The following is an 18,955-nucleotide window of genomic DNA, read 5'->3' as shown; positions in this document are numbered from 1 at the left end:
GGATGGAATGGAAACAAATAAAGACGTTATTTATCCTCTGCTTTCTCGTCCTGGATGTTTATCTTTTGTTCATGTTTTTTGATAAACAGGAGGACTGGGACTTTGGCTTTGAGAGTCCGGATAAGTCAACACTTGAACAAGAGCTTGAATCAGAAAATATAACAATTAGTGCCGATTTGCCAAATAAAGAATTAAAAGAGTCGTACATTACAGCGGGAAAAAAAACGTTTACGAAAGACGATCTTAACTATTTCAATACGCTGGAAAATCAGCAGGTCAATGTCATTGATGAGACATTTATTTTATCCCGTTTTAAAGACCCGGTAAAGCTGCCTGAAAAGGCGAATGGAGACCTAATCAATGAGCTTGTTAAAAGCAGGATCCTTTTGCCGGGAAATTATACATTCAGCTCATGGAATAAGTCGATGAATGTACTCATTTTCTTCCAGCAGAAAAAAGACCGCTCCATTTATTATAACCAGCATGGGATTGTTCTTGTTTATCTCAATGATGACAATGAAATGGTTTTTTATACACAGACAATGCTTGGTAAAGCCGAATCCCCGTCAGAAGAAAAGACACTGGTCAAGCCGATGGATGCTATCAAGGTTCTTTATGAAGGTAACAGGATCTGGCCGGGTGATGATATAACAGGTGTAAAAATTGGCTTTCATACGAAAATACCACTCCCAAGCGGTGAACAGGTCTTTGCACCAACCTGGATTATAACGGTCAATGAGGATGAAAATTTCTATGTGAATGCTATTGAAAATCAAGTTGTTAAAAGCGATGAACTGACGTTTCTAAACGATGCTGTATCAGAAATAATGAAGAAAGTCCAAAACCTACCGGATGAAAGTGACATTAAAGATTACGTACTGGATTACATCAATGAGAATATATCATCTGCTAATAAACGGAGTGAAGCAAATGACGATGCGTTTTAGTGTTTTAGCTTCAGGAAGTACTGGAAATGCCTTTTATATTGAATCAGACCAGGAGAAACTGCTGGTCGATGCCGGTTTAAGTGGGAAACAGATGGACAGGCTGCTCGGTGAAATAAAAATTGATCCATCAGCACTTTCAGGCATTCTGGTTACCCATGAACATAGTGATCACATTAAGGGGCTTGGGATTCTGGCCCGTAAATACCGTTTACCCATCTATGCTAATGAAAAGACGTGGCAGGCTATGGAGAATGCCATTGGAACAATTGCATTAGATCAAAAATTCCACTTTGGCGTAGAAGAAGTAAAGACATTCGGTGATATAGACGTGGAATCGTTTGGTGTTTCACATGATGCGGCTGAACCAATGTTTTTCACGTTCCGTCATAATGGTAAAAAAGTTGCCCTTGTGACGGACTTGGGCTATGTATCGGAAAGGATTCGGAAAACAGTGGAGGATGCGGATGCGTATGTATTTGAAGCGAATCATGATGTGGAAATGCTGCGTATGGGACGTTATCCTTGGAATGTTAAGCGCCGTATACTGGGCGATACCGGTCACGTTTCTAATGAAGATTGCGGTCTTGCATTAAGTGAAATCATAAGTAATCGAACAAAACGTATTTATTTGGCACATTTAAGCCAAGATAATAACATGAAAGATCTGGCCCGAATGTCAGTCCACCATGTTCTAACGGAACGGGGCATTAACCTTGACATTTGTGACACCGATCCGAAAACACCGACCTTATTATATGAAGTCGGTTAAATGATTGACGTTTCACTTAATGACAAAGGGGAAATAAAATGGCTTATTTTGATGATGATCATCATTCACCGCAACCTCATAAACGCAGCTGGCTGGTACCCACACTTATAGGAATCATCATTGGCATGGCGTCTGTCCTGATTGCATTGCCTACTATTTGGGGCTCTGATGTATTGCCTGGGACATCAACGGATACAGCTGAGCAAGCAGGTAATGCGTCAAATGCCGGTATAGATGCCAATGACTATATATCAGTCAACGTTTCCTCGCAAATAACGGATGTTGTGGAGAGTGTTTCGCCGGCCGTTGTTGGCGTCATTAACATTCAGCGTAAGGGTGACTTCTGGCAGCAGGGTAATCAGCGTGAGGCCGGTTCCGGCTCTGGTGTTATTTATAAAAAAACAGATGGCAAAGCATATGTCATTACCAACCATCACGTAATTAAGGGTGCAGATGCAGTAGAAGTTATTCTGTCTGATGATACCCGTGTTGAAGCCGGAATCCTTGGCAGTGATTTGTTTTCTGATTTGGCTGTATTACGGATGGATGCCAAAAAGGTGAAAGAAACCATTAAAATGGGGACATCGGAAAACATTAAAGTCGGCGAGCCGGCCATTGCTATCGGAAATCCACTGGGGAAATTTTTAGGCTCCGTAACACAAGGAGTGATTAGTGGGACACAACGAACCATACCACAGGATTTTGACCAGGATGGACGGGCTGACTGGCAGGCTGAGGTTATTCAGACGGATGCAGCGATTAACCCCGGAAACAGTGGTGGGGCGCTTATTAATATTGATGGTCAGCTGATCGGGATTAATTCCATGAAAATAAATGAAGAAGCGGTGGAAGGCATTGGTTTTGCGATCCCGATTGATACGGCTAGACCGATTGTTGACCAGTTGGAGAAGAACGGTCAGGTAAAGCGTCCATATATGGGTGTGGAAATATACTCACTTGATGAAGTTCCAAAAACCGAGTGGAATCGGACATTGAACCTGCCTAATGATGTAAAAGGTGGCGTTTATGTATGGAGTGTTGAATCACTATCCCCAGCAGATCGGGCAGGAATTAAACGGCTCGATGTCATCACGGCACTGGACGGTAAAAAAGTAATGAATATGATTGATTTACGAAAAATCCTTTATCAGAACAAAGAAATTGGGGATTCGCTAACCGTTACGTATTATCGTGATGGGGAGAAGAAAGAAACGACAATAGAATTAGCCAAACAGCGATAAGCTATCCTTTACAGAGGGATAGCTTATTACTTATTTTTACGGGATGAGCAGAAAGTTATCAACAATTTATCCACAATCTGTAGATAGCCATCAATATCTCGTATAGAACATGTATTTCATAACAAAATAGCTACGAACATTTGTGCATATGTGTATAAGTCTGTGGATAAGTACGAGGAATTCATACTTGTTACGTTCAGGATAGCTGTTTACCTGGTTTATACTGCCAAAGCAGCAGAAGAAGAATGAGCATGACAATGTCGAGCCGGGCATCAAAAGCGAATTTAAGTAAGCCCTGGTTCATCAGTACAGGTAATTTGGATAAATAAATAGCACCAAGAATAATAAATATAAGCGGTGCGGCTGCTTGTTTAACGTACATTCTCCCGATGATGAGTGCACTGCAGGCAATTTCCGTGATCGCAACAAGGAATAAAATGGTATCCGGAAATGGCAAGCCTAAATTCATGAAAGCAATTTTAAAATTATTAGTGGTCAGTTTCAAAATACCAGAAATGAGAAAGACGTAGCCGACTGCATAACAGACCCATTTCATTAGATGCATGCGTTGCATAAGGGAGCACCTCCATTGTGATGATACAATCATGTATATGCGCATTCTCGGACAACCTTGACCAATCTATTGAATTTTTAATCAGATGATTTGAGTTTTACACGGACAATGGAGGGACTGTTTACTTTAACATGGGAGAATTATTGTAATAAAACTATTTATTTGCTCATTTAACTTTATTCAGAATGTTGATAACCCACTTATCCCCAGAATTGTGTGGATAAGTTGTGGATAGTATGTTGACTCACTATATATAGCAGTGTGTCTGTTTGTTTGAGAATAGATTATATAAAAGCCAGTATAAAAACGATGAGAATAACCACTGGGAAAAAAATAAAAAACCAGTTTAACCCTTGTAATATCCATATCAATAAAACCGGCTTTTCTTTTGCATAATTTCTAATGTATGTGAAAGAAATTAAACCAATTACGGGCATTAAAAATCCTAATCCACCATAGTTCGGAGGAGAAGCGTCTATCAGTTCTTCAATTATAAAAACTAAGAAAATTATATTGATACCTAATAATAAAAGTGGCACCCATAAATGAAATGTTTTCCGTTTTTTAGTCATAACCAACCTTCTTTCCTCAAAAACCATTAAGCTTTTGACTATCCCATTCATCGGCCAGTATGCCATAAACAGCATGATCGGTGTAGTCCTCATGCAGCCATTCCGCCTGGCGTATTTGTCCCTCCAGCATAAAACCTAGCCGTTCCGGGATGGCACGGCTTTTTCTGTTACCAACGGCGGCGCGGATTTCAATACGGTTCAATCCAAGGGAGTAGAAAGCATAGTCGATTAATCCACTGACAGCCCGGATCATAATGCCATTTCCCTGATAGTTCACCCCGAGCCAATAACCGATATAGCCAATTTCATTTTTCCAGTCAAGACTATTAAAACTGATGATTCCGGCAAGTTCGCCTTTATACAAGATACCGGTTGTAAGTCCTTGGCGATTGGAAAAGGTTTTTAAACTGGATTGAATGAACGCCTTGGAGTCGTCGACTGTTTTTGTATGATCTACCCATGGCAGCCATGGACGTAAGTGGTCTCTCGATTGGTCAGTGAGCTGAAACAACCTGTCTGCATCCGACAGTTCCAAGCGCTTTAACGCTACTTCATCATCAATTTGAAACAGAAACATGATGTCACATCCTTATTGTAGTTAATGTAAATGTATCATAAAGAAGCAAAGGAAGTGTATTAAATTTCAATGATTGGTGTTATTAGTGGCCAAAGAGCAATATTGGATGGGGTTTATCCTGGCTAGTATTAACGTTAGGTTGAAAGTGTACCGGGAATAAGTAAAAATAAAAGTATAAATAATTATAGGAGGCTGATAGGATGAAAACAATGATTGATGGCAGTACCATCGAACTGCAAATAGGCGACATTACTAAACAGCGGACAGACGCAATTGTCAATGCAGCTAACGGAACTCTCCTTGGCGGTGGTGGCGTGGATGGCGCAATCCATCGAGCGGCCGGGAAAGAATTACTTGCAGCCTGTAAAAACGTACGCCAAGAGGAACTTGGGGGGAAAGAACTGCCGACTGGTGAGGCTGTCATTACACGTGGTTATCAGCTTCCGGCAACATATGTGATTCATACTGTCGGCCCCGTCTGGAAAGGAAATGGCCAACATGAAGAGGTGTTGCTCGCCAACTGTTACCGGAATGCATTACAGCTTGCTGCGGATTATCAGGTGTCAAGTATCGCTTTTCCATCGATAGCAACGGGAGTGTATCATTTTCCTGTTAACAAGGCATCGCGGATTGCACTTGAGACCATTATCCATTTTCTCCGTGGACAAGCTTTCGAAAGGGTTGTCATGACACTGTTTTCCGAAAAGGACTATGAGGTATATAAAACGTCCCTGGAAGAAATGATAGCAAAGTAGCCGGATTATAGAATAAATATGGAAATGATGTTTCAATTCTGTTAAACATGCCAAACTAAGTGGAAATTTTGTCTGACAAGTGGTAAAATTTTAGTATAGACTGATGTATGAATCGATAAAAGTAAAAGTTAGTCCATAGGGGCTGTGTCCCCAACTAAACATATGAAGAAAACCGTTTACTAATTGTTCACACGGAATAAAGGAGAAATCACGATGAAGCTTTGGATGCGGAAAATTTCAGTCGCGCTTATTGCTGTTATAACATTAGGATTATACATTCCTGATTTTGATATGGACGTAGAGGCTGAGCGGAGCAAGGAGACTGCTGGCGCTGATCTGCCGGATGAGGTTCATGTACATGACCAAGACGAACAGGTGTCGACTGGTGTCCCATCAGTTCCAGTACCGGTTCCGGCGTTCACAGCTGACGATGCTGCCGAGCTACTTAGTGAACGTGCGAAAGAACAGGTGCTGGAAAAAATGGGACCACGTATTGCACCCAAAGTGGAGGGTGAATTCGAGACAACTATTTTTCCAAAAATGGAGGAGTCTATTCAGCTGATTCTTGCTAATATGGAAGCGGCTGATATTCCATATGCCAGTATTTCCGAACGTCCTGCAAATGGCAACGGTGAACGGATTTTCAATATCCGTGATGAGCGAACAGGGCAGGATGTTGCCAAGTTCCATGTCAGACGTGATCGACGCCCGCAGGAAGGATACTGGTTCAACTTCCATTACCATGTGAACGATGACGGATTTAAAGAACACTATGATATCGGTGAGATTTATTGGGACAAAAATACACCACCGAAATGGATGGCTTGATAGGAGGTCTGGTCGTGCACCAGGCTTTTTGTTTGTGTATAATGGACTTTCAGGTATCTAGTCGTCGTTGGTTACTGGCGAGCGGAAAAGTATCTGTAATGCCCGCCGTAACAGTGGTTGAGTAATGAATAGGAGAGTCATTTATGGACGAGGAAAATATTACACGAATTCACCAGAATGGAAAGGAATATATTCTGATTGGCACAGCTCATGTATCCAAACAAAGTGCTGAACAGGTCAAAGAAGTAATTGCAAGTGAACAACCGGATGCTGTATGTATAGAATTGGATAAACAGCGGTACCAATCAGTAACAGAGGGCAATAAATGGAAGGAAATGGATATATTTCAAGTCATTAAAGAAAGGAAAGCGACATTACTGTTAATGAATCTTGCTATATCTTCCTTTCAGAAACGGATGGCCAAACAATTCGGCATCAACGCTGGTCAGGAGATGATTCAGGGTATCGAATCGGCAAATGAAATTGGCGCTGAACTGGTACTGGCTGACCGTGATATTCAAATAACGTTTTCCCGTATATGGGGCAACATCGGGCTGAAAGGGAAAATGATGCTGCTGATGCAAGTGATTGGTGGTATCTTTAGCCAGGAGTCGATTTCGGAAGAGGAACTAGAAAAGTTAAAATCGAAGGATATGCTAGACAGTATGCTGGAAGAATTTACGCAGCATTTTCCAAGATTGAAGAGGCCGCTTATTGATGAGCGTGACCAATACCTTGCTCAGAAAATAAAACATGCTCCCGGTGAAAAAGTGGTCGCCGTCCTTGGTGCAGCACACGTTCCCGGGATTAAGCAGGAAATACCACGTGAACATGATTTAAAACGTCTCCGGGAGCGCCCACCAAAATCAAAGGTTCCCAAAATCATTGGCTGGGCAATCCCTATACTAATTCTAGCGGTTATTGCCTATACATTTTGGGCAAATCCAGCAGCGGGATGGCAACAGACGATTAGCTGGATTTTATGGAATGGCAGTTTCTCGGCACTCGGGACGGCCATTGCGCTAGGGCATCCGCTGACAATTTTGACTGCCTTTGCCGCAGCACCACTGTCGTCATTGAACCCGTTAATAGCCGCTGGTTGGTTTGCAGGTATCGTCCAGGCGATGATCCGTAAACCGAATGTAGGTGACTTTGAAAAGTTGTCGGATGACGTCCACCACCTAAAAGGATTTTGGCATAACAAAGTGACACGCATTCTGCTCATCGTTGTTCTTGCCAATGTCGGCAGTTCACTTGGTACATTTATTGGCGGTGCCGATGTCATTCGGTTATTTTTTGAAAATATGTAGTCAGGTGATCAGCCGTGATGTGTTGAAACAGGGGGACGACTGGTTTACGGTGAATATCGACACATCGGCCCGGATTCCAGTCATCCAATAAAAAGCTTGAGGCGAACCTCAAGCTTTTATTGTTACTTTTTTCCTGCATCCTTTAACTTAAAGCCGATAAATTTCGTTTCGGTCATGTCCTGAACGGCATATTTTACGCCTTCTTTACCAACGCCGCTCTGCTTCACGCCGCCGTATGGATGGTTGTCCTGGCGGTAGGTGGATATTTCGTTAATCCAAACACCACCCATTTCAAGCTTGTCGGCAACTCTCAATGCCCGGTCAAGTCCCTTCGTGAAAACACCTGCCTGCAGTCCGTAAATCGAATCGTTTGAATAGGCAATCGCGTCTTCCTCACTGTCAAATGGAATGACCGATACAATCGGTGCAAAGACCTCCTCGGCAATAACTTTCATGTTACGCTTAACATTGGTCATGATGGCCGGTCGTAGTACTGTTCCTTCCCGGTTGCCGCCAACTTCAACCTTGGCTCCGTTTTCCACGGCATCGTCAATCCATTGTTTGGCACGTTCTGCTTCTTTTTCATCAATCATTGGTCCGATGTCTGTGTCCTTTTCTGCCGGATTACCGACTTTTAAGTTCTTTGTTTTAGCAATAAACTGTTCCAAAAATTGATCATAAACGGATTTCTGTACATAAATGCGCTGTGCGGAAATACACACTTGCCCGGAGAAAGCGAACGATCCCTTTACCAACAGGTCTACTGCTTCACTGATATTGGCATCGTCAAAAATAATATTCGGGGAATTAGAGCCAAGTTCCAGCGTCACTTTTTTGAACCCGGCAGATTCCCTAATGGACCGGCCAACGGGTAAACTGCCGGTAAACGAAATTTTATGCACTTGATCGCTGTTGACGAGTGCCTCACCAATGTCACCAGTTCCCATCAGCAAGTTCAGTACACCGTCCGGAAGACCTGCTTCCTGGAATAATTGAACGAGCTTGTAGGCAGATACTGGTGTTTTTTCAGCAGGTTTAAAAATAACGGTATTCCCGGCAGCGATGGCTGGGGCAATTTTATGCAATGATAAATTCAGTGGAAAATTGAACGGCGTAATCGCTGCAACGACTCCAAGCGGAATATGTTTAACAAGCCCGAGACGCCCGTCCCCATCGATTGCCGCATCCATCGGTACCACTTCACCACTAATATGTTTAGCTTCTTCGGAGGCAAAGCGCAGCACCTGAATGGCGCGTTGCACCTCTCCCTGACTAAAGGCGATTGGTTTACCCGCTTCTTTGGTGATGGTTTCGGCAAATTCATCTGTTCTTTCTTCCATCAGATCCGCTGTTTTCCGTAAAATGTCCGATCGTTCATGTGCCGGCATTTCTTTCATCGTGTTATGAAAGGTGTCAAAGGAGTTAGTGACCGCCTGTTCAAATTCCTCTTTAGATGCCAGTGCAATTTCTGCTTCTTTTTCCCCTGTATAAGGATTCAGTACGTCCTTGGTGTTCTTACTATCGTTGTACTCCTTGCCATTAATGATAGAGCCGAACATGTTTTATCATCCTTTCTGCATACTAGCAAATGATATCGCCGAGTTTTTCGGTCAGTTTCATGTTTTCCTTGTAGTCGACTGGACAATCGATAAAGACTGGTTTGTTCATGGTAGTAGCTTTTTCCAAGGCCGGCTTCAGATCCTCAGCTGTCTCAATACTCATGGCTTCAAAACCGTAAGATGTGGCCAGCTGCTTGAAATCTGGATTGCCGAACTTGATGTAGGATGCGCGGTCAAATTTTTTCATCTGGTGCCATTCAATTAAGCCATAGCCGTTATCCCGCCACATTAGCACGATAATTGGCAGCTCCAACCGTTTCGCTGTTTCCAGTTCAGCACCGGTCATCTGAAAAGATCCATCACCACAGACGGCAACAACATTGCGGTCAGGGTTGGCCATTTTAGCTGCAATCGCACTAGGAACAGCAACCCCCATAGAAGCAAGCCCGTTAGAAATAAGACACGTATTTGGTTCATAACAATGGTACATACGAGCCATCCACATTTTATGAGCACCGACATCCGATATGGCAATGTCATTTTTACCGAGAACAGCGCGCAAATCAGCTATAATTTTTTGCGGCTTCATTGGAAAACGGTCATCTGCTTGAAACGATTGGTACTCATCGATGACTTGCTGGCGGACATTGGTTGCCCAACTTTTGTCCGGTTCCCGTGTTTCAACTGCTTTGGTTAACTGTTTCAGGTTGGCTTTCAAGTCACCGAGTACGCTTAAAGCGACCGGATAATGTTCATCTGTTTCTGCCTCGTCGGTGTCAACATGAATAATTTGCGTTGAGCCTTCAGGATTCCAGTTTTTTGGCGGGTATTCAGCCATATCAAATCCGACGGTTATAATTAAATCAGAGGTGTCAAAACCGCATGTAATGTAGTCTTTCCCACCTATTCCAGCCGTTAGGAGACTGAGATCGTCTGTCCATGGCACTGCACCTTTACCCATAAAGGAGTGGACAACAGATATTTGGCTTTTTTCGGTAAGTGCACGCATCTCTTCTGTTGCCTGTTGTCTGGCAATGCCATTACCGGCAAGGATGAGCGGATGCTTGGCTTCTTTGATCATATCGGCAGCTTGGGTAATAATCTCTTCCCTTGCTTCTGTGTGTGGCCTGTCAGCCGGTTGAAGCGGTTCACCGTCAACTTCCATGCTAGCAATGTCCTCTGGTAAATCGATATGGGTTGCTCCCCATTTCTCCTGTCCGGCAACCTGGAACGCTTTGCGGACCACTTCCGGGGTGATCGAAGCCGATTTGATCTGAGCGTTCCATTTGGTAACGGGTTCATACATGTTGATCAAGTCATAATATTGATGCGATATTTTGTGCTGCCGGTCTAATCCTGCTTGCCCGGTAATAGCAACGAGTGGTGCGTGATCCATATTGGCGTTAGCTACACCTGTCATCAGATTGGTAGCACCCGGTCCCAGTGTGGCGAGACAGACACCTGGCTTGCCAGTCAATCTGCCATATGTACCAGCCATAAATGCGGCACTTGTTTCATGGCGGGTCACAATAAAGTCAATCGCTGAATCTTTAAATGCATCCATCAGATCGATATTTTCTTCGCCTGGAACGCCAAAAACATATTGGACACCTTCTTGTTCCAGACACTTAACGAACAATTCGGCAACTTTCATGCTATCCATCCTTTTTTATATAAGTTAGAAAATAGGTCTGTCGTTTTCCATTATAGCTTTCCTTAAAACCTGCATAATTATGAGGAAAAAGAAAAGTACAAAAATACTTTGAAATGGGTTGAAATATTTGAAAAAATCTATTATTGTTACATTACTATTTGAAAATTCATTCATTTCTATCAATAGGCAGTAAGGAGGCAGCAACTAATGGAAAAAGGGTTCCGAAAAATATTAATCGCAAGTGTTGTCGGAAGTGCGGTTGAATGGTTCGATTATTTCCTATATGGCACTGTAGCGGCGCTTATTTTTAATCAATTGTTTTTTGTTACGGAAGACCCTGCTTTTGGAACGTTGTATGCATTTGCGACATTTTCACTAGCATTCTTTATCAGGCCGCTGGGCGGTATTATTTTTAGTCATATTGGGGATAAAATTGGCAGGAAACGTACACTTGTCCTAACGTTGAGCCTGATGGGACTGTCAACATTTTTAATGGGTGTTTTGCCGACGTATGAAATGATTGGTATTTGGGCGCCGGTACTACTAATTCTCTTACGGCTTGTTCAAGGTTTAGGACTCGGCGGTGAATGGGGGGGTGCCCTATTACTGGCAGTCGAGTATGCTCCCAAGGAAAAGCGAGGGTTGTTCGGAAGCGTTCCGCAGATGGGTGTCACAATTGGCATGTTAATGGGAACCATCGCTCTTTCAGCGATGACGCTCCTGTCAGATGATGCGTTTGTGGTATGGGGTTGGCGTATTCCATTTCTATTAAGTTCATTATTGGTGATTTTTGGGTTATGGATTCGTAAGGGTATTGAAGAAACCCCGTCTTTTCAGAAGACGCGGCAGAAGGGTAATATTCCAAAGCTTCCTATTGCCCAAACATTAAAATACCATTGGCGCGAAGTATTGATAGCAACAGGTGCAAAAGTTGTTGAGACAGCACCATTCTACATATTTGGTACATTTATCGTTTCGTATGGAACGCAAAATTTATCCTTTACTGAAACATCAACGCTTAATGCGGTGACTGTGGGGACGATTGTGACAACGATTCTGATGCCGGTGATGGGAAGTTTGTCTGACAAAATTGGACGGAAAAAGCTGTATGTCAGCGGCACGATCTTAATGATTTTGTATGCCTTTCCGTATTTCTGGCTTATTCATCAGGAGTCGGTCGTGCTTCTGTTCATTGCAACGATTATAGGCTTGGGTATCATTTGGGCGCCGATTACCTCCGTTCTGGGTACGATGTTTTCGGAGATTTTCAGTGCAAATGTGCGCTACACGGGCATTTCACTAGGCTATCAAATCGGTGCTGCTGCAGCAGGAGGAACAGCGCCCTTAGTAGCAACGGCTTTATTGATTCAATTTAATAATTCGTATATTCCTGTTGCTGTTTATATTATTTTCACAGCGGTTGTTTCCCTTGTCGCTATTTGGACGGTTAAAGATAAACGTCATCAGGAATTGGATCAGGATGAAACAGCAGCAACGTTGGAGACAAAATAAATTACAAATCACCGGAACTGCATTTAGGAAGGAGAGCCATACATGCTTATTTTATCGGAGAAAGAGATTATGGAAAATTATTCGATGAAGGATGGTATTGCCGATTTGAAAAAAGGACTTGGAGCGAAACGGGACGGCTATGTCCGCAGTCCGGAGCGTACGGTCATGAATTATCCGGCTGTTAATGGATCAGGTCTGTATATGCCAAGTGCTGATTTGGAACAAGAGATTGCTTCGGTTAAAGTAGTGAGCATATTTCCAGAAAATCCGAAAGAAGGGAAGCCAACAACACAAGGAGTGCTGGTGCTGAGTGATGCGCATACGGGAGAGCACGTATGCGTGATGAACGCCTCCTACCTAACGCGGCTTCGAACCGGTGCATTAAGCGCAGTGGCTACAGAAAGCTTTTCCAGAACGGATGCAAGGGTGCTCGGTGTTATTGGCACAGGAGCTATGGCATTTGAGCAGGTGCTTGGTGTTTTGGAAGCAAGGGACATTCATACGATTATTCTATTCAACCGAACTGTGAACAAGGCGCAACAGTTCAGGGATAAGTTAATCGAGTTCGGTGTCACCTGTACCATTGATGTCGTCGATCATGTGGACAGTGTGCTGGAGTCATCGGATATTATCAATTGTGCAACGAGATCGAACAAACCCGTGTTTGACGGTACTTTATTGAAACAGGGGACACATATTAATGGTGTCGGGTCCTTTTTGCCAACGATGCGGGAAGTTGATTTACAGACAATCCAAAAAGCAAACAAGATTATTGTGGACGATTTACATGGTGTGAAAGAAGAGGCCGGTGAACTGATTCATGCAGCGGAAGAAAGTAATTGGAGTTTTTCCGACGTTTATGCAGAATTGTATGAAGTAGACGGTGATACGCTGAAACGGGAAAATGAAAAGGAGATTACTTTCTTTAAATCAGTCGGAAGTGCCTATTTTGATCATGCAGTTGCCACCGGTGTTTATAGAAAAGCCAAAGAACTTGATCTCGGTCAACACGCATCCATATAACGTAAAACTGCATTCAGTGAAGTATTTATATCCTGTTAATACGTGAGTGAAACGAGTGCGGTGTCACCATCTGTAACATACTTTAAAGAGCCCATTGCACGAAATACATTTTCGGTGCAATGGGCTCTTTATGGAATAGGGGATTAGCTCTGTTTTAGAGCCATATATATGGAGTTAAAAATCTGTCTTGGCAAGTTTGATTCATCGTGAATGAGCATTTTCATCACAATGCTTGCATAGGATATAGAAATCGATTCCTGGATGGAGGAATGACATGGATATTCTTAATAAGGTGAAGCAACATCGTGAAGAGGAACAACAGTTAAAGTGGGAAGGTACGTTTGCAGAATATCTGGAAATCGTGAAAGAGCATCCGGAAGTTGCCCAGACAGCCCATTCACGTGTTTACAATATGATTAAAAATTCGGGATTAACGGAACGGGATGGCCGGAAAATGTACAATTTTTTTGGGGAGGAGATTTTTGGATTAGAGGACACGATTGAACGACTTGTGGAAGAATATTTTCATCCCGCAGCTAAACGGCTTGATGTACGCAAACGAATATTACTTTTGATGGGTCCGGTCAGCGGCGGTAAGTCAACCATTGTGACCATGCTAAAGCGCGGGCTTGAACAATATTCACGGACAGATGAAGGGGCGGTGTATGCTATCAAGGGCTGCCCGATGCATGAGGATCCGCTTCATCTCATTCCGCAGCATCTGCGTGAGGACTTTTATAACGAATATGGCATCCGCATTGAGGGACATCTTTCACCGCTGAATGCGATGCGGCTTGAGAAAGAATATGGTGGGTGTATTGAGGATGTAAAGGTGGAACGTATTTTTCTTTCGGAGGATAACCGGGTTGGCATCGGTACATTCACCCCATCTGACCCGAAGTCACAGGATATTGCCGATTTGACAGGCAGCATTGACTTTTCGACGATTGCGGAATACGGGTCTGAATCTGATCCGCGTGCCTACCGTTTTGACGGTGAACTAAACAAAGCCAACCGTGGAATGATGGAATTTCAAGAAATGCTGAAGTGTGATGAGAAATTTCTGTGGCATTTGCTGTCACTGACCCAGGAAGGTAATTTCAAAGCAGGTCGATTTGCATTAATCAGTGCTGATGAGTTGATTGTGGCACATACAAACGAGGCCGAGTACCGCTCATTTATTGCTAACCAAAAAAATGAAGCACTGCAGTCACGGATTATCGTTATGCCAATTCCATATAACTTGAAAGTGAGCGAGGAAGAACGAATTTATGAAAAAATGATTCGTGAAAGTGATATGGCACATGTTCATATTGCCCCACACGCACTTCGGGTAGCGGCGATTTTCTCCATTTTGACAAGGCTGGAGGAATCGAAAAAACAAAGCGTCGACCTCGTTAAAAAAATGCGCCTATATGACGGTGACAATGTCGAAGGGTATAGCCAGGTCGATGTCGATGAACTGAAAAAGGAATATCCGGATGAAGGAATGAACGGCATTGATCCACGTTATGTCATCAATCGAATTTCTTCTGCCATTATCCGTAAAGATGTTCCGTCCATCAATGCGCTTGATGTGCTGCGTTCTTTAAAGGAAGGACTGGAACAGCATCCGTCGATAACTGACGAGGATAAAGAGAAATATTTAAACTATATCTCGGTTGCACGTCGGGAATATGACGACATTGCTAAAAAAGAAGTACAGAAGGCATTTGTCTATTCGTATGAGGAATCAGCGAGAACCTTGCTTGATAACTATCTCGACAACGTGGAAGCTTACTGTAACAAGACTAAGCTACCTGATCCACTAACCGGTGAAGAGATGAGTCCGGATGAAAAACTGATGCGCTCGATTGAAGAACAGATTGGTATTTCAGAAAACGCGAAAAAAGCCTTCAGAGAGGAAATCTTGATCCGCATCTCTGCCTATGCGCGCAAAGGAAAGCGCTTTGAGTATGGCTCCCATGAACGATTGCGGGAAGCTATCCAGAAAAAATTGTTTGCCGATCTCAAAGATGTCGTCAAAATTACGACTACATCGCAGACACCGGATGAATCACAGCTGAAAAAGATTAATGAAGTAATCGCACGTCTGATTGATGAATATGGCTATAATTCTGTCTCAGCCAATGACTTATTGCGATATGTCGGTAGCCTGCTCAATCGGTGATTACGAGATGGAAAGAATAACAAGACTAATGTCGCTTTAGTCCTTGTTATTTTTTCTATAATATTTACAAATAGAACGTAATAACTTGTTTGACCGCCACTGCATAAACTAAATAAAAGGATAAGGAGGGTAAAACGTGGACGAAGACAAAAGGAGTTACACCGTTTCTCGGGAAGATTGGTCCCTCCATCGCAAAGGCTATCAAGATCAGGAACGTCATATGGATAAAGTCAAAGATGCCATCCGCAATAATCTGCCTGACTTAATCAGTGAAGAAAATATTATTATGTCTAATGGCCGTGATGTCGTTAAAGTACCCATCCGATCACTTGATGAATATAAAATCCGCTATAATCATGATAAGTCCAAGCGAGTTGGCCAAGGTGATGGTGACAGTCAGGTAGGCGACGTCATTGCTCGCGATCCAAATGGCAAAAGCCAGGGAAAAGCTGGGTCGGGTCAAGGAAAGCAAGCTGGTGACCAGCCTGGTAGTGACTATTATGAGGCTGAAGTGTCCTTGGCAGAACTGGAAGAAGCACTTTTCAAGGAGCTTGAACTGCCAAATCTGCAGCAAAAGGAAGAAGCGGATATAACGACTGAAGCTATTGAGTTCAATGATGTTCGCAAAAAAGGACTGATGGGAAATGTTGATAAAAAACGCACCATTTTATCAGCGTTGAAACGTAATTCCATGAAAGGAAAAACACAAATTACCCCTATTTATAATGATGACCTCCGTTTTAAAACATGGAATGATGTGACAAAGCCCGAGTCAAAAGCAGTTATTCTGGCGATGATGGATACAAGTGCATCAATGGGTAGTTTTGAGAAATATTTAGCTAGAAGTTTCTTTTTTTGGATGCTGAGATTTTTACGAACTAACTATGAACATGTTGATATTGCTTTTATTGCTCATCATACGGAAGCAAAAGTTGTCTCAGAAGAAGCATTTTTTTCTAAAGGAGAAAGTGGTGGAACTATTTGCTCATCCGCCTATGAGAAAGCGTTAGAGTTGATTTCAGATGAATATAGTCCCAACCGCTATAACATTTATCCATTTCACTTTTCTGATGGTGAAAACATCACATCCGACAATCCTAAGTGCATTAAACTTGTGAATGAGATAATGGACGTAAGCAACATGTTCGGTTATGCTGAGGTGAATATGTACAATCGCCAGTCCACACTGATGCGTGCATATCAGGAATTCCAGAATCAGAAATTCCGCCATCATATTTTGAAAGGAAAACAGGACGTGTATCATGCTTTAAAAACATTTTTCCAAAAGGAAATAGCCACCGTTTGAGCCTCCGCAAGTGCGGGGGCTTTTTTCAAACGTGATGGCGAATGAATGCTAAAGCGGGAGGGGCCTGTGCATTTAACTACTTGCTCCTAGTTTTGCTATTGCGGTTGAAACTATAGCGATCACTCTCGTTCAATTTTATATACTCCGCGGGAAGTGCTCACTAAGAATTGATGGCCGTCAAATTCGTATAAGGAATTGTCCTCCAACGGGATTTCGTATAATGATGAAGGAAGCGTCTGGGGCTCGCCTATATCTGTTTCCATCGTTCCAGCGCCGTTCAGCTGCAGTGCGTGCATAGGTTCGTAATCATCTATTCGTCTGGTGTTACGGTCGTAGGAAATCTCTTGTAGAGTCATGAGTGTTTCGTCGAGGTCATTAAGTTCATGCTTGGAAATTTTAATCGTTTCCCCGTTCCATTGCTGCAATAAATCATTAAATTCCTCAATGGTTAAGAACTGGAAGCCCATTATCATCCCTCCTACCTATAGATTGACCTTGTTAGAGACAATCATACAGAAAGGGACTGTGGCAATATTTGACTCGAATGCAGCAGGTGTACATGTACGTGCGTGTACGGTAAGTGGCGCATAAGGTTAATCGTCCGAGTAAACGGGAATTGTTTAAATAATCCCTTGTTCCACCATCGCATCAGCAACTTTGATAAAACCGGCTATGTTAGCGCCATCGACCAGATTACCTGGATGGCCGTAATCTTTTGCGGCTTGCTTGCTGTTTTGGTAAATGGATTTCATGATTTCTTGTAGTTTGGCATCCACTTCCTCAAATGTCCATGACAGTTTTCCGCTATTTTGCGCCATTTCCAACGCCGAAACAGCAACACCACCAGCATTGGCAGCTTTTGCCGGCGCGAAGAGGACGTCGTTATCGAGGAATACATTAATTGCCTCTAATGTAGATGGCATGTTGGCACCTTCACCGACTGCTTTAACCCCATTGGCGACGAGTGTTTTTGCAGTTGCTTCGTCTATTTCATTTTGGGTTGCACATGGCAGAGCAATATCACATGGGATGGACCAGATGCTGCTGCAGTCATCAACATATTGAGCATGTGGGTGCTGATCCAAATAAGCATAAATTCGTTCGTTTCCAGCTTCTTTCAATTGCTTAACGGTTTCAACGTTAATACCCTTCTCATCATAGATGAATCCGTTTGAATCACTGCATGCGACAACCTTTGCGCCAAGCTCCATCGCTTTCTCCATAGCGTAAATAGACACATTTCCGGAGCCGGAGACAATAATCGTACGGCCTGAAAAGTCGAGTGCTTTATCCTTAAGCATTTCTTGCACAAAATAAATCGTGCCAAACCCTGTCGCCTCTTTCCGGGTCAGACTGCCACCATACCTGAGTCCCTTACCTGTTAAAACACCGGATTCAACGGTCCCACGAATGCGTTTGTACTGACCGAATAAGTATCCAATCTCTCTAGCACCAACACCGATATCTCCAGCAGGCACATCCGTATCCGGTCCGATATGGCGGTATAGCTCGGTCATGAAACTTTGACAGAAGCGCATAATTTCCACGTCGGACTTTCCCTTTGGATCAAAGTCAGCACCGCCCTTTCCGCCACCGATTGACTGGCCTGTCAATGAATTTTTGAAGATCTGCTCAAACCCTAAAAATTTAATGATGCTGCCATTTACGGATGGGTGGAAACGCAGGCCGCCTTTGTACGGTCCAAGTGCACTGTTAAATTGTACTCGGAAGCCACGGTTGACTTGGACATTGCCACTGTCATCCACCCATGGCACTCTAAACGTAATAAACCGCTCCGGCTCCGTAAGTCGCTCTAGTATGCCGTATTTCATATAGGCCGGATAAGCAGTAAATACAGGAACCAGCGATTCAAAGATTTCTTTCACAGCCTGCAAATACTCCTCTTCATTGGGATTGCGTCGCTTGACGGCCTCATAAACATTGGTCACATAATCCCGTGCTTGCGTTGTCCCCGCTTGTAACACATTTTCTTTTGTCTCCATACGATCGGTACTCTCCTTTTCTAAAAGAATGTAAGACTTCTGACAACCGTTTGCAGTAAAGTGGCTGCATTGTGCGCGATACTTTACTGATTTTACTTATATAATTCTCTATTGTATAATAAGATTCCAATTATAACAATAATAATGAAAATTTT

General features: G+C 43.1%; 17 protein-coding genes. 10 read left to right on the top strand and 7 right to left on the bottom strand.

Annotation, left to right across the window (positions count from 1 at the left end; translation table 11 throughout):
- Positions 1-2: 2 nt before the first annotated feature.
- Genes FFL34_RS08975 through FFL34_RS08965 form a run of 3 tightly spaced genes read left to right on the top strand, consistent with a single transcriptional unit; the run spans position 3 to position 2,957 of the window.
- Positions 3-947 (top strand): two-component system regulatory protein YycI, encoded by a 945-nt coding sequence (locus FFL34_RS08975; RefSeq protein ID WP_138603158.1) that lies wholly within the window; start codon positions 3-5, stop codon positions 945-947.
- The gene (locus tag FFL34_RS08970) at positions 931-1,716 is read left to right on the top strand and encodes an MBL fold metallo-hydrolase (RefSeq protein ID WP_138603157.1); all 786 of its coding nucleotides are present in this window, start codon (positions 931-933) and stop codon (positions 1,714-1,716) included. The genes FFL34_RS08975 and FFL34_RS08970 overlap by 17 nt, the downstream gene beginning before the upstream one ends.
- A 38-nt stretch (positions 1,717-1,754) precedes the next feature.
- On the top strand, positions 1,755-2,957 hold the full coding sequence (locus FFL34_RS08965) for a S1C family serine protease (RefSeq protein WP_138603156.1): 1,203 nt from the start codon (positions 1,755-1,757) through the stop codon (positions 2,955-2,957).
- Between the two features lie 196 nt (positions 2,958-3,153).
- Here the strand turns inward: FFL34_RS08965 and FFL34_RS08960 are convergent, their stop codons facing one another.
- The 3 genes from FFL34_RS08960 to FFL34_RS08950 form a co-directional block, all read right to left on the bottom strand.
- Positions 3,154-3,531, bottom strand: a complete 378-nt coding sequence (locus FFL34_RS08960) for a DoxX family protein (protein WP_138603155.1) — start codon at positions 3,529-3,531, stop codon at positions 3,154-3,156.
- A 284-nt stretch (positions 3,532-3,815) separates the two neighbouring features.
- Positions 3,816-4,103 carry a hypothetical protein gene (locus FFL34_RS08955; RefSeq protein ID WP_138603154.1) on the bottom strand — a complete coding sequence of 96 codons (288 nt, stop codon included), beginning with the start codon at positions 4,101-4,103 and terminating at the stop codon, positions 3,816-3,818.
- A gap of 16 nt (positions 4,104-4,119) precedes the next feature.
- Entirely contained in the window at positions 4,120-4,680 is a 561-nt protein-coding gene (locus FFL34_RS08950; RefSeq protein ID WP_138603153.1) for a GNAT family N-acetyltransferase, read from the bottom strand.
- A 200-nt stretch (positions 4,681-4,880) separates the two neighbouring features.
- Between FFL34_RS08950 and FFL34_RS08945 the strand changes: the two genes are divergently transcribed.
- The 3 genes from FFL34_RS08945 to FFL34_RS08935 all read left to right on the top strand — a co-directional run bounded on the left by FFL34_RS08945 (position 4,881) and on the right by FFL34_RS08935 (position 7,573).
- Positions 4,881-5,435: an O-acetyl-ADP-ribose deacetylase gene (locus tag FFL34_RS08945; protein ID WP_138603152.1), complete on the top strand. Its 555-nt coding sequence runs from the start codon at positions 4,881-4,883 to the stop codon at positions 5,433-5,435.
- 213 nt (positions 5,436-5,648) lie between these two features.
- The gene (locus tag FFL34_RS08940) at positions 5,649-6,263 is read left to right on the top strand and encodes a YpjP family protein (RefSeq protein WP_138603151.1); all 615 of its coding nucleotides are present in this window, start codon (positions 5,649-5,651) and stop codon (positions 6,261-6,263) included.
- 143 nt (positions 6,264-6,406) lie between these two features.
- Entirely contained in the window at positions 6,407-7,573 is a 1,167-nt protein-coding gene (locus FFL34_RS08935) for a TraB/GumN family protein (protein WP_138603150.1), read from the top strand.
- Between the two features lie 122 nt (positions 7,574-7,695).
- Here FFL34_RS08935 and FFL34_RS08930 read toward each other — a convergent pair whose 3' ends face one another.
- Both FFL34_RS08930 and FFL34_RS08925 read right to left on the bottom strand, forming a co-directional pair.
- Complete coding sequence (locus tag FFL34_RS08930; RefSeq protein ID WP_138603149.1) at positions 7,696-9,132, bottom strand: aldehyde dehydrogenase family protein; 1,437 nt, start codon at positions 9,130-9,132, stop codon at positions 7,696-7,698.
- A 22-nt stretch (positions 9,133-9,154) separates the two neighbouring features.
- Positions 9,155-10,786, bottom strand: coding sequence for an acetolactate synthase large subunit (locus FFL34_RS08925; protein ID WP_138603148.1), 1,632 nt, complete (start codon positions 10,784-10,786; stop codon positions 9,155-9,157).
- 207 nt (positions 10,787-10,993) lie between these two features.
- Here FFL34_RS08925 and FFL34_RS08920 point away from each other — a divergent pair, with 207 nt between their 5' ends.
- From FFL34_RS08920 to yhbH, 4 genes are all read left to right on the top strand, one after another.
- Positions 10,994-12,298: an MFS transporter gene (locus tag FFL34_RS08920; protein WP_138603147.1), complete on the top strand. Its 1,305-nt coding sequence runs from the start codon at positions 10,994-10,996 to the stop codon at positions 12,296-12,298.
- A 42-nt stretch (positions 12,299-12,340) separates the two neighbouring features.
- Complete coding sequence (locus tag FFL34_RS08915) at positions 12,341-13,321, top strand: ornithine cyclodeaminase family protein (RefSeq protein ID WP_138603146.1); 981 nt, start codon at positions 12,341-12,343, stop codon at positions 13,319-13,321.
- Positions 13,322-13,595: 274 nt separating this feature from the next.
- Positions 13,596-15,491, top strand: a complete 1,896-nt coding sequence (locus tag FFL34_RS08910; protein ID WP_138603145.1) for a PrkA family serine protein kinase — start codon at positions 13,596-13,598, stop codon at positions 15,489-15,491.
- 136 nt (positions 15,492-15,627) lie between these two features.
- Positions 15,628-16,797 (top strand): sporulation protein YhbH, encoded by a 1,170-nt coding sequence (yhbH, locus tag FFL34_RS08905; RefSeq protein ID WP_138603144.1) that lies wholly within the window; start codon positions 15,628-15,630, stop codon positions 16,795-16,797.
- A gap of 119 nt (positions 16,798-16,916) precedes the next feature.
- Here yhbH and FFL34_RS08900 read toward each other — a convergent pair whose 3' ends face one another.
- Both FFL34_RS08900 and gdhA read right to left on the bottom strand, forming a co-directional pair.
- Complete coding sequence (locus FFL34_RS08900) at positions 16,917-17,264, bottom strand: hypothetical protein (RefSeq protein ID WP_138603143.1); 348 nt, start codon at positions 17,262-17,264, stop codon at positions 16,917-16,919.
- A gap of 153 nt (positions 17,265-17,417) precedes the next feature.
- Positions 17,418-18,800, bottom strand: a complete 1,383-nt coding sequence (gdhA, locus tag FFL34_RS08895) for an NADP-specific glutamate dehydrogenase (RefSeq protein ID WP_138603142.1) — start codon at positions 18,798-18,800, stop codon at positions 17,418-17,420.
- Positions 18,801-18,955: the final 155 nt, after the last annotated feature.

Origin of the sequence: Lentibacillus cibarius, assembly GCF_005887555.1 — a bacterium.
GTDB classification, from domain to species: Bacteria; Bacillota; Bacilli; order Bacillales; family Amphibacillaceae; genus Lentibacillus; species Lentibacillus cibarius.
The sequence above is the reverse complement of the archived record's forward strand: the minus strand, read 5'-3'. Positions and strand labels throughout refer to the sequence as shown.

Excerpts from the sequence above, each read along its gene's own strand:
- FFL34_RS08920 (WP_138603147.1), top strand. The coding sequence starts at position 10,994 with ATGGAAAAAGGGTTCCGAAAAATATTAATCGCAAGTGTTGTCGGAAGT.
- FFL34_RS08910 (WP_138603145.1), top strand. The coding sequence starts at position 13,596 with ATGGATATTCTTAATAAGGTGAAGCAACATCGTGAAGAGGAACAACAG.
- FFL34_RS08975 (WP_138603158.1), top strand. The coding sequence starts at position 3 with ATGGAATGGAAACAAATAAAGACGTTATTTATCCTCTGCTTTCTCGTC.
- FFL34_RS08930 (WP_138603149.1), bottom strand. The coding sequence starts at position 9,132 with ATGTTCGGCTCTATCATTAATGGCAAGGAGTACAACGATAGTAAGAAC.
- FFL34_RS08935 (WP_138603150.1), top strand. The coding sequence starts at position 6,407 with ATGGACGAGGAAAATATTACACGAATTCACCAGAATGGAAAGGAATAT.
- FFL34_RS08950 (WP_138603153.1), bottom strand. The coding sequence starts at position 4,680 with ATGTTTCTGTTTCAAATTGATGATGAAGTAGCGTTAAAGCGCTTGGAA.
- FFL34_RS08915 (WP_138603146.1), top strand. The coding sequence starts at position 12,341 with ATGCTTATTTTATCGGAGAAAGAGATTATGGAAAATTATTCGATGAAG.
- FFL34_RS08945 (WP_138603152.1), top strand. The coding sequence starts at position 4,881 with ATGAAAACAATGATTGATGGCAGTACCATCGAACTGCAAATAGGCGAC.
- FFL34_RS08940 (WP_138603151.1), top strand. The coding sequence starts at position 5,649 with ATGAAGCTTTGGATGCGGAAAATTTCAGTCGCGCTTATTGCTGTTATA.
- FFL34_RS08960 (WP_138603155.1), bottom strand. The coding sequence starts at position 3,531 with ATGCAACGCATGCATCTAATGAAATGGGTCTGTTATGCAGTCGGCTAC.
- FFL34_RS08965 (WP_138603156.1), top strand. The coding sequence starts at position 1,755 with ATGGCTTATTTTGATGATGATCATCATTCACCGCAACCTCATAAACGC.
- FFL34_RS08900 (WP_138603143.1), bottom strand. The coding sequence starts at position 17,264 with ATGGGCTTCCAGTTCTTAACCATTGAGGAATTTAATGATTTATTGCAG.
- FFL34_RS08970 (WP_138603157.1), top strand. The coding sequence starts at position 931 with ATGACGATGCGTTTTAGTGTTTTAGCTTCAGGAAGTACTGGAAATGCC.
- FFL34_RS08955 (WP_138603154.1), bottom strand. The coding sequence starts at position 4,103 with ATGACTAAAAAACGGAAAACATTTCATTTATGGGTGCCACTTTTATTA.
- gdhA (WP_138603142.1), bottom strand. The coding sequence starts at position 18,800 with ATGGAGACAAAAGAAAATGTGTTACAAGCGGGGACAACGCAAGCACGG.
- FFL34_RS08925 (WP_138603148.1), bottom strand. The coding sequence starts at position 10,786 with ATGAAAGTTGCCGAATTGTTCGTTAAGTGTCTGGAACAAGAAGGTGTC.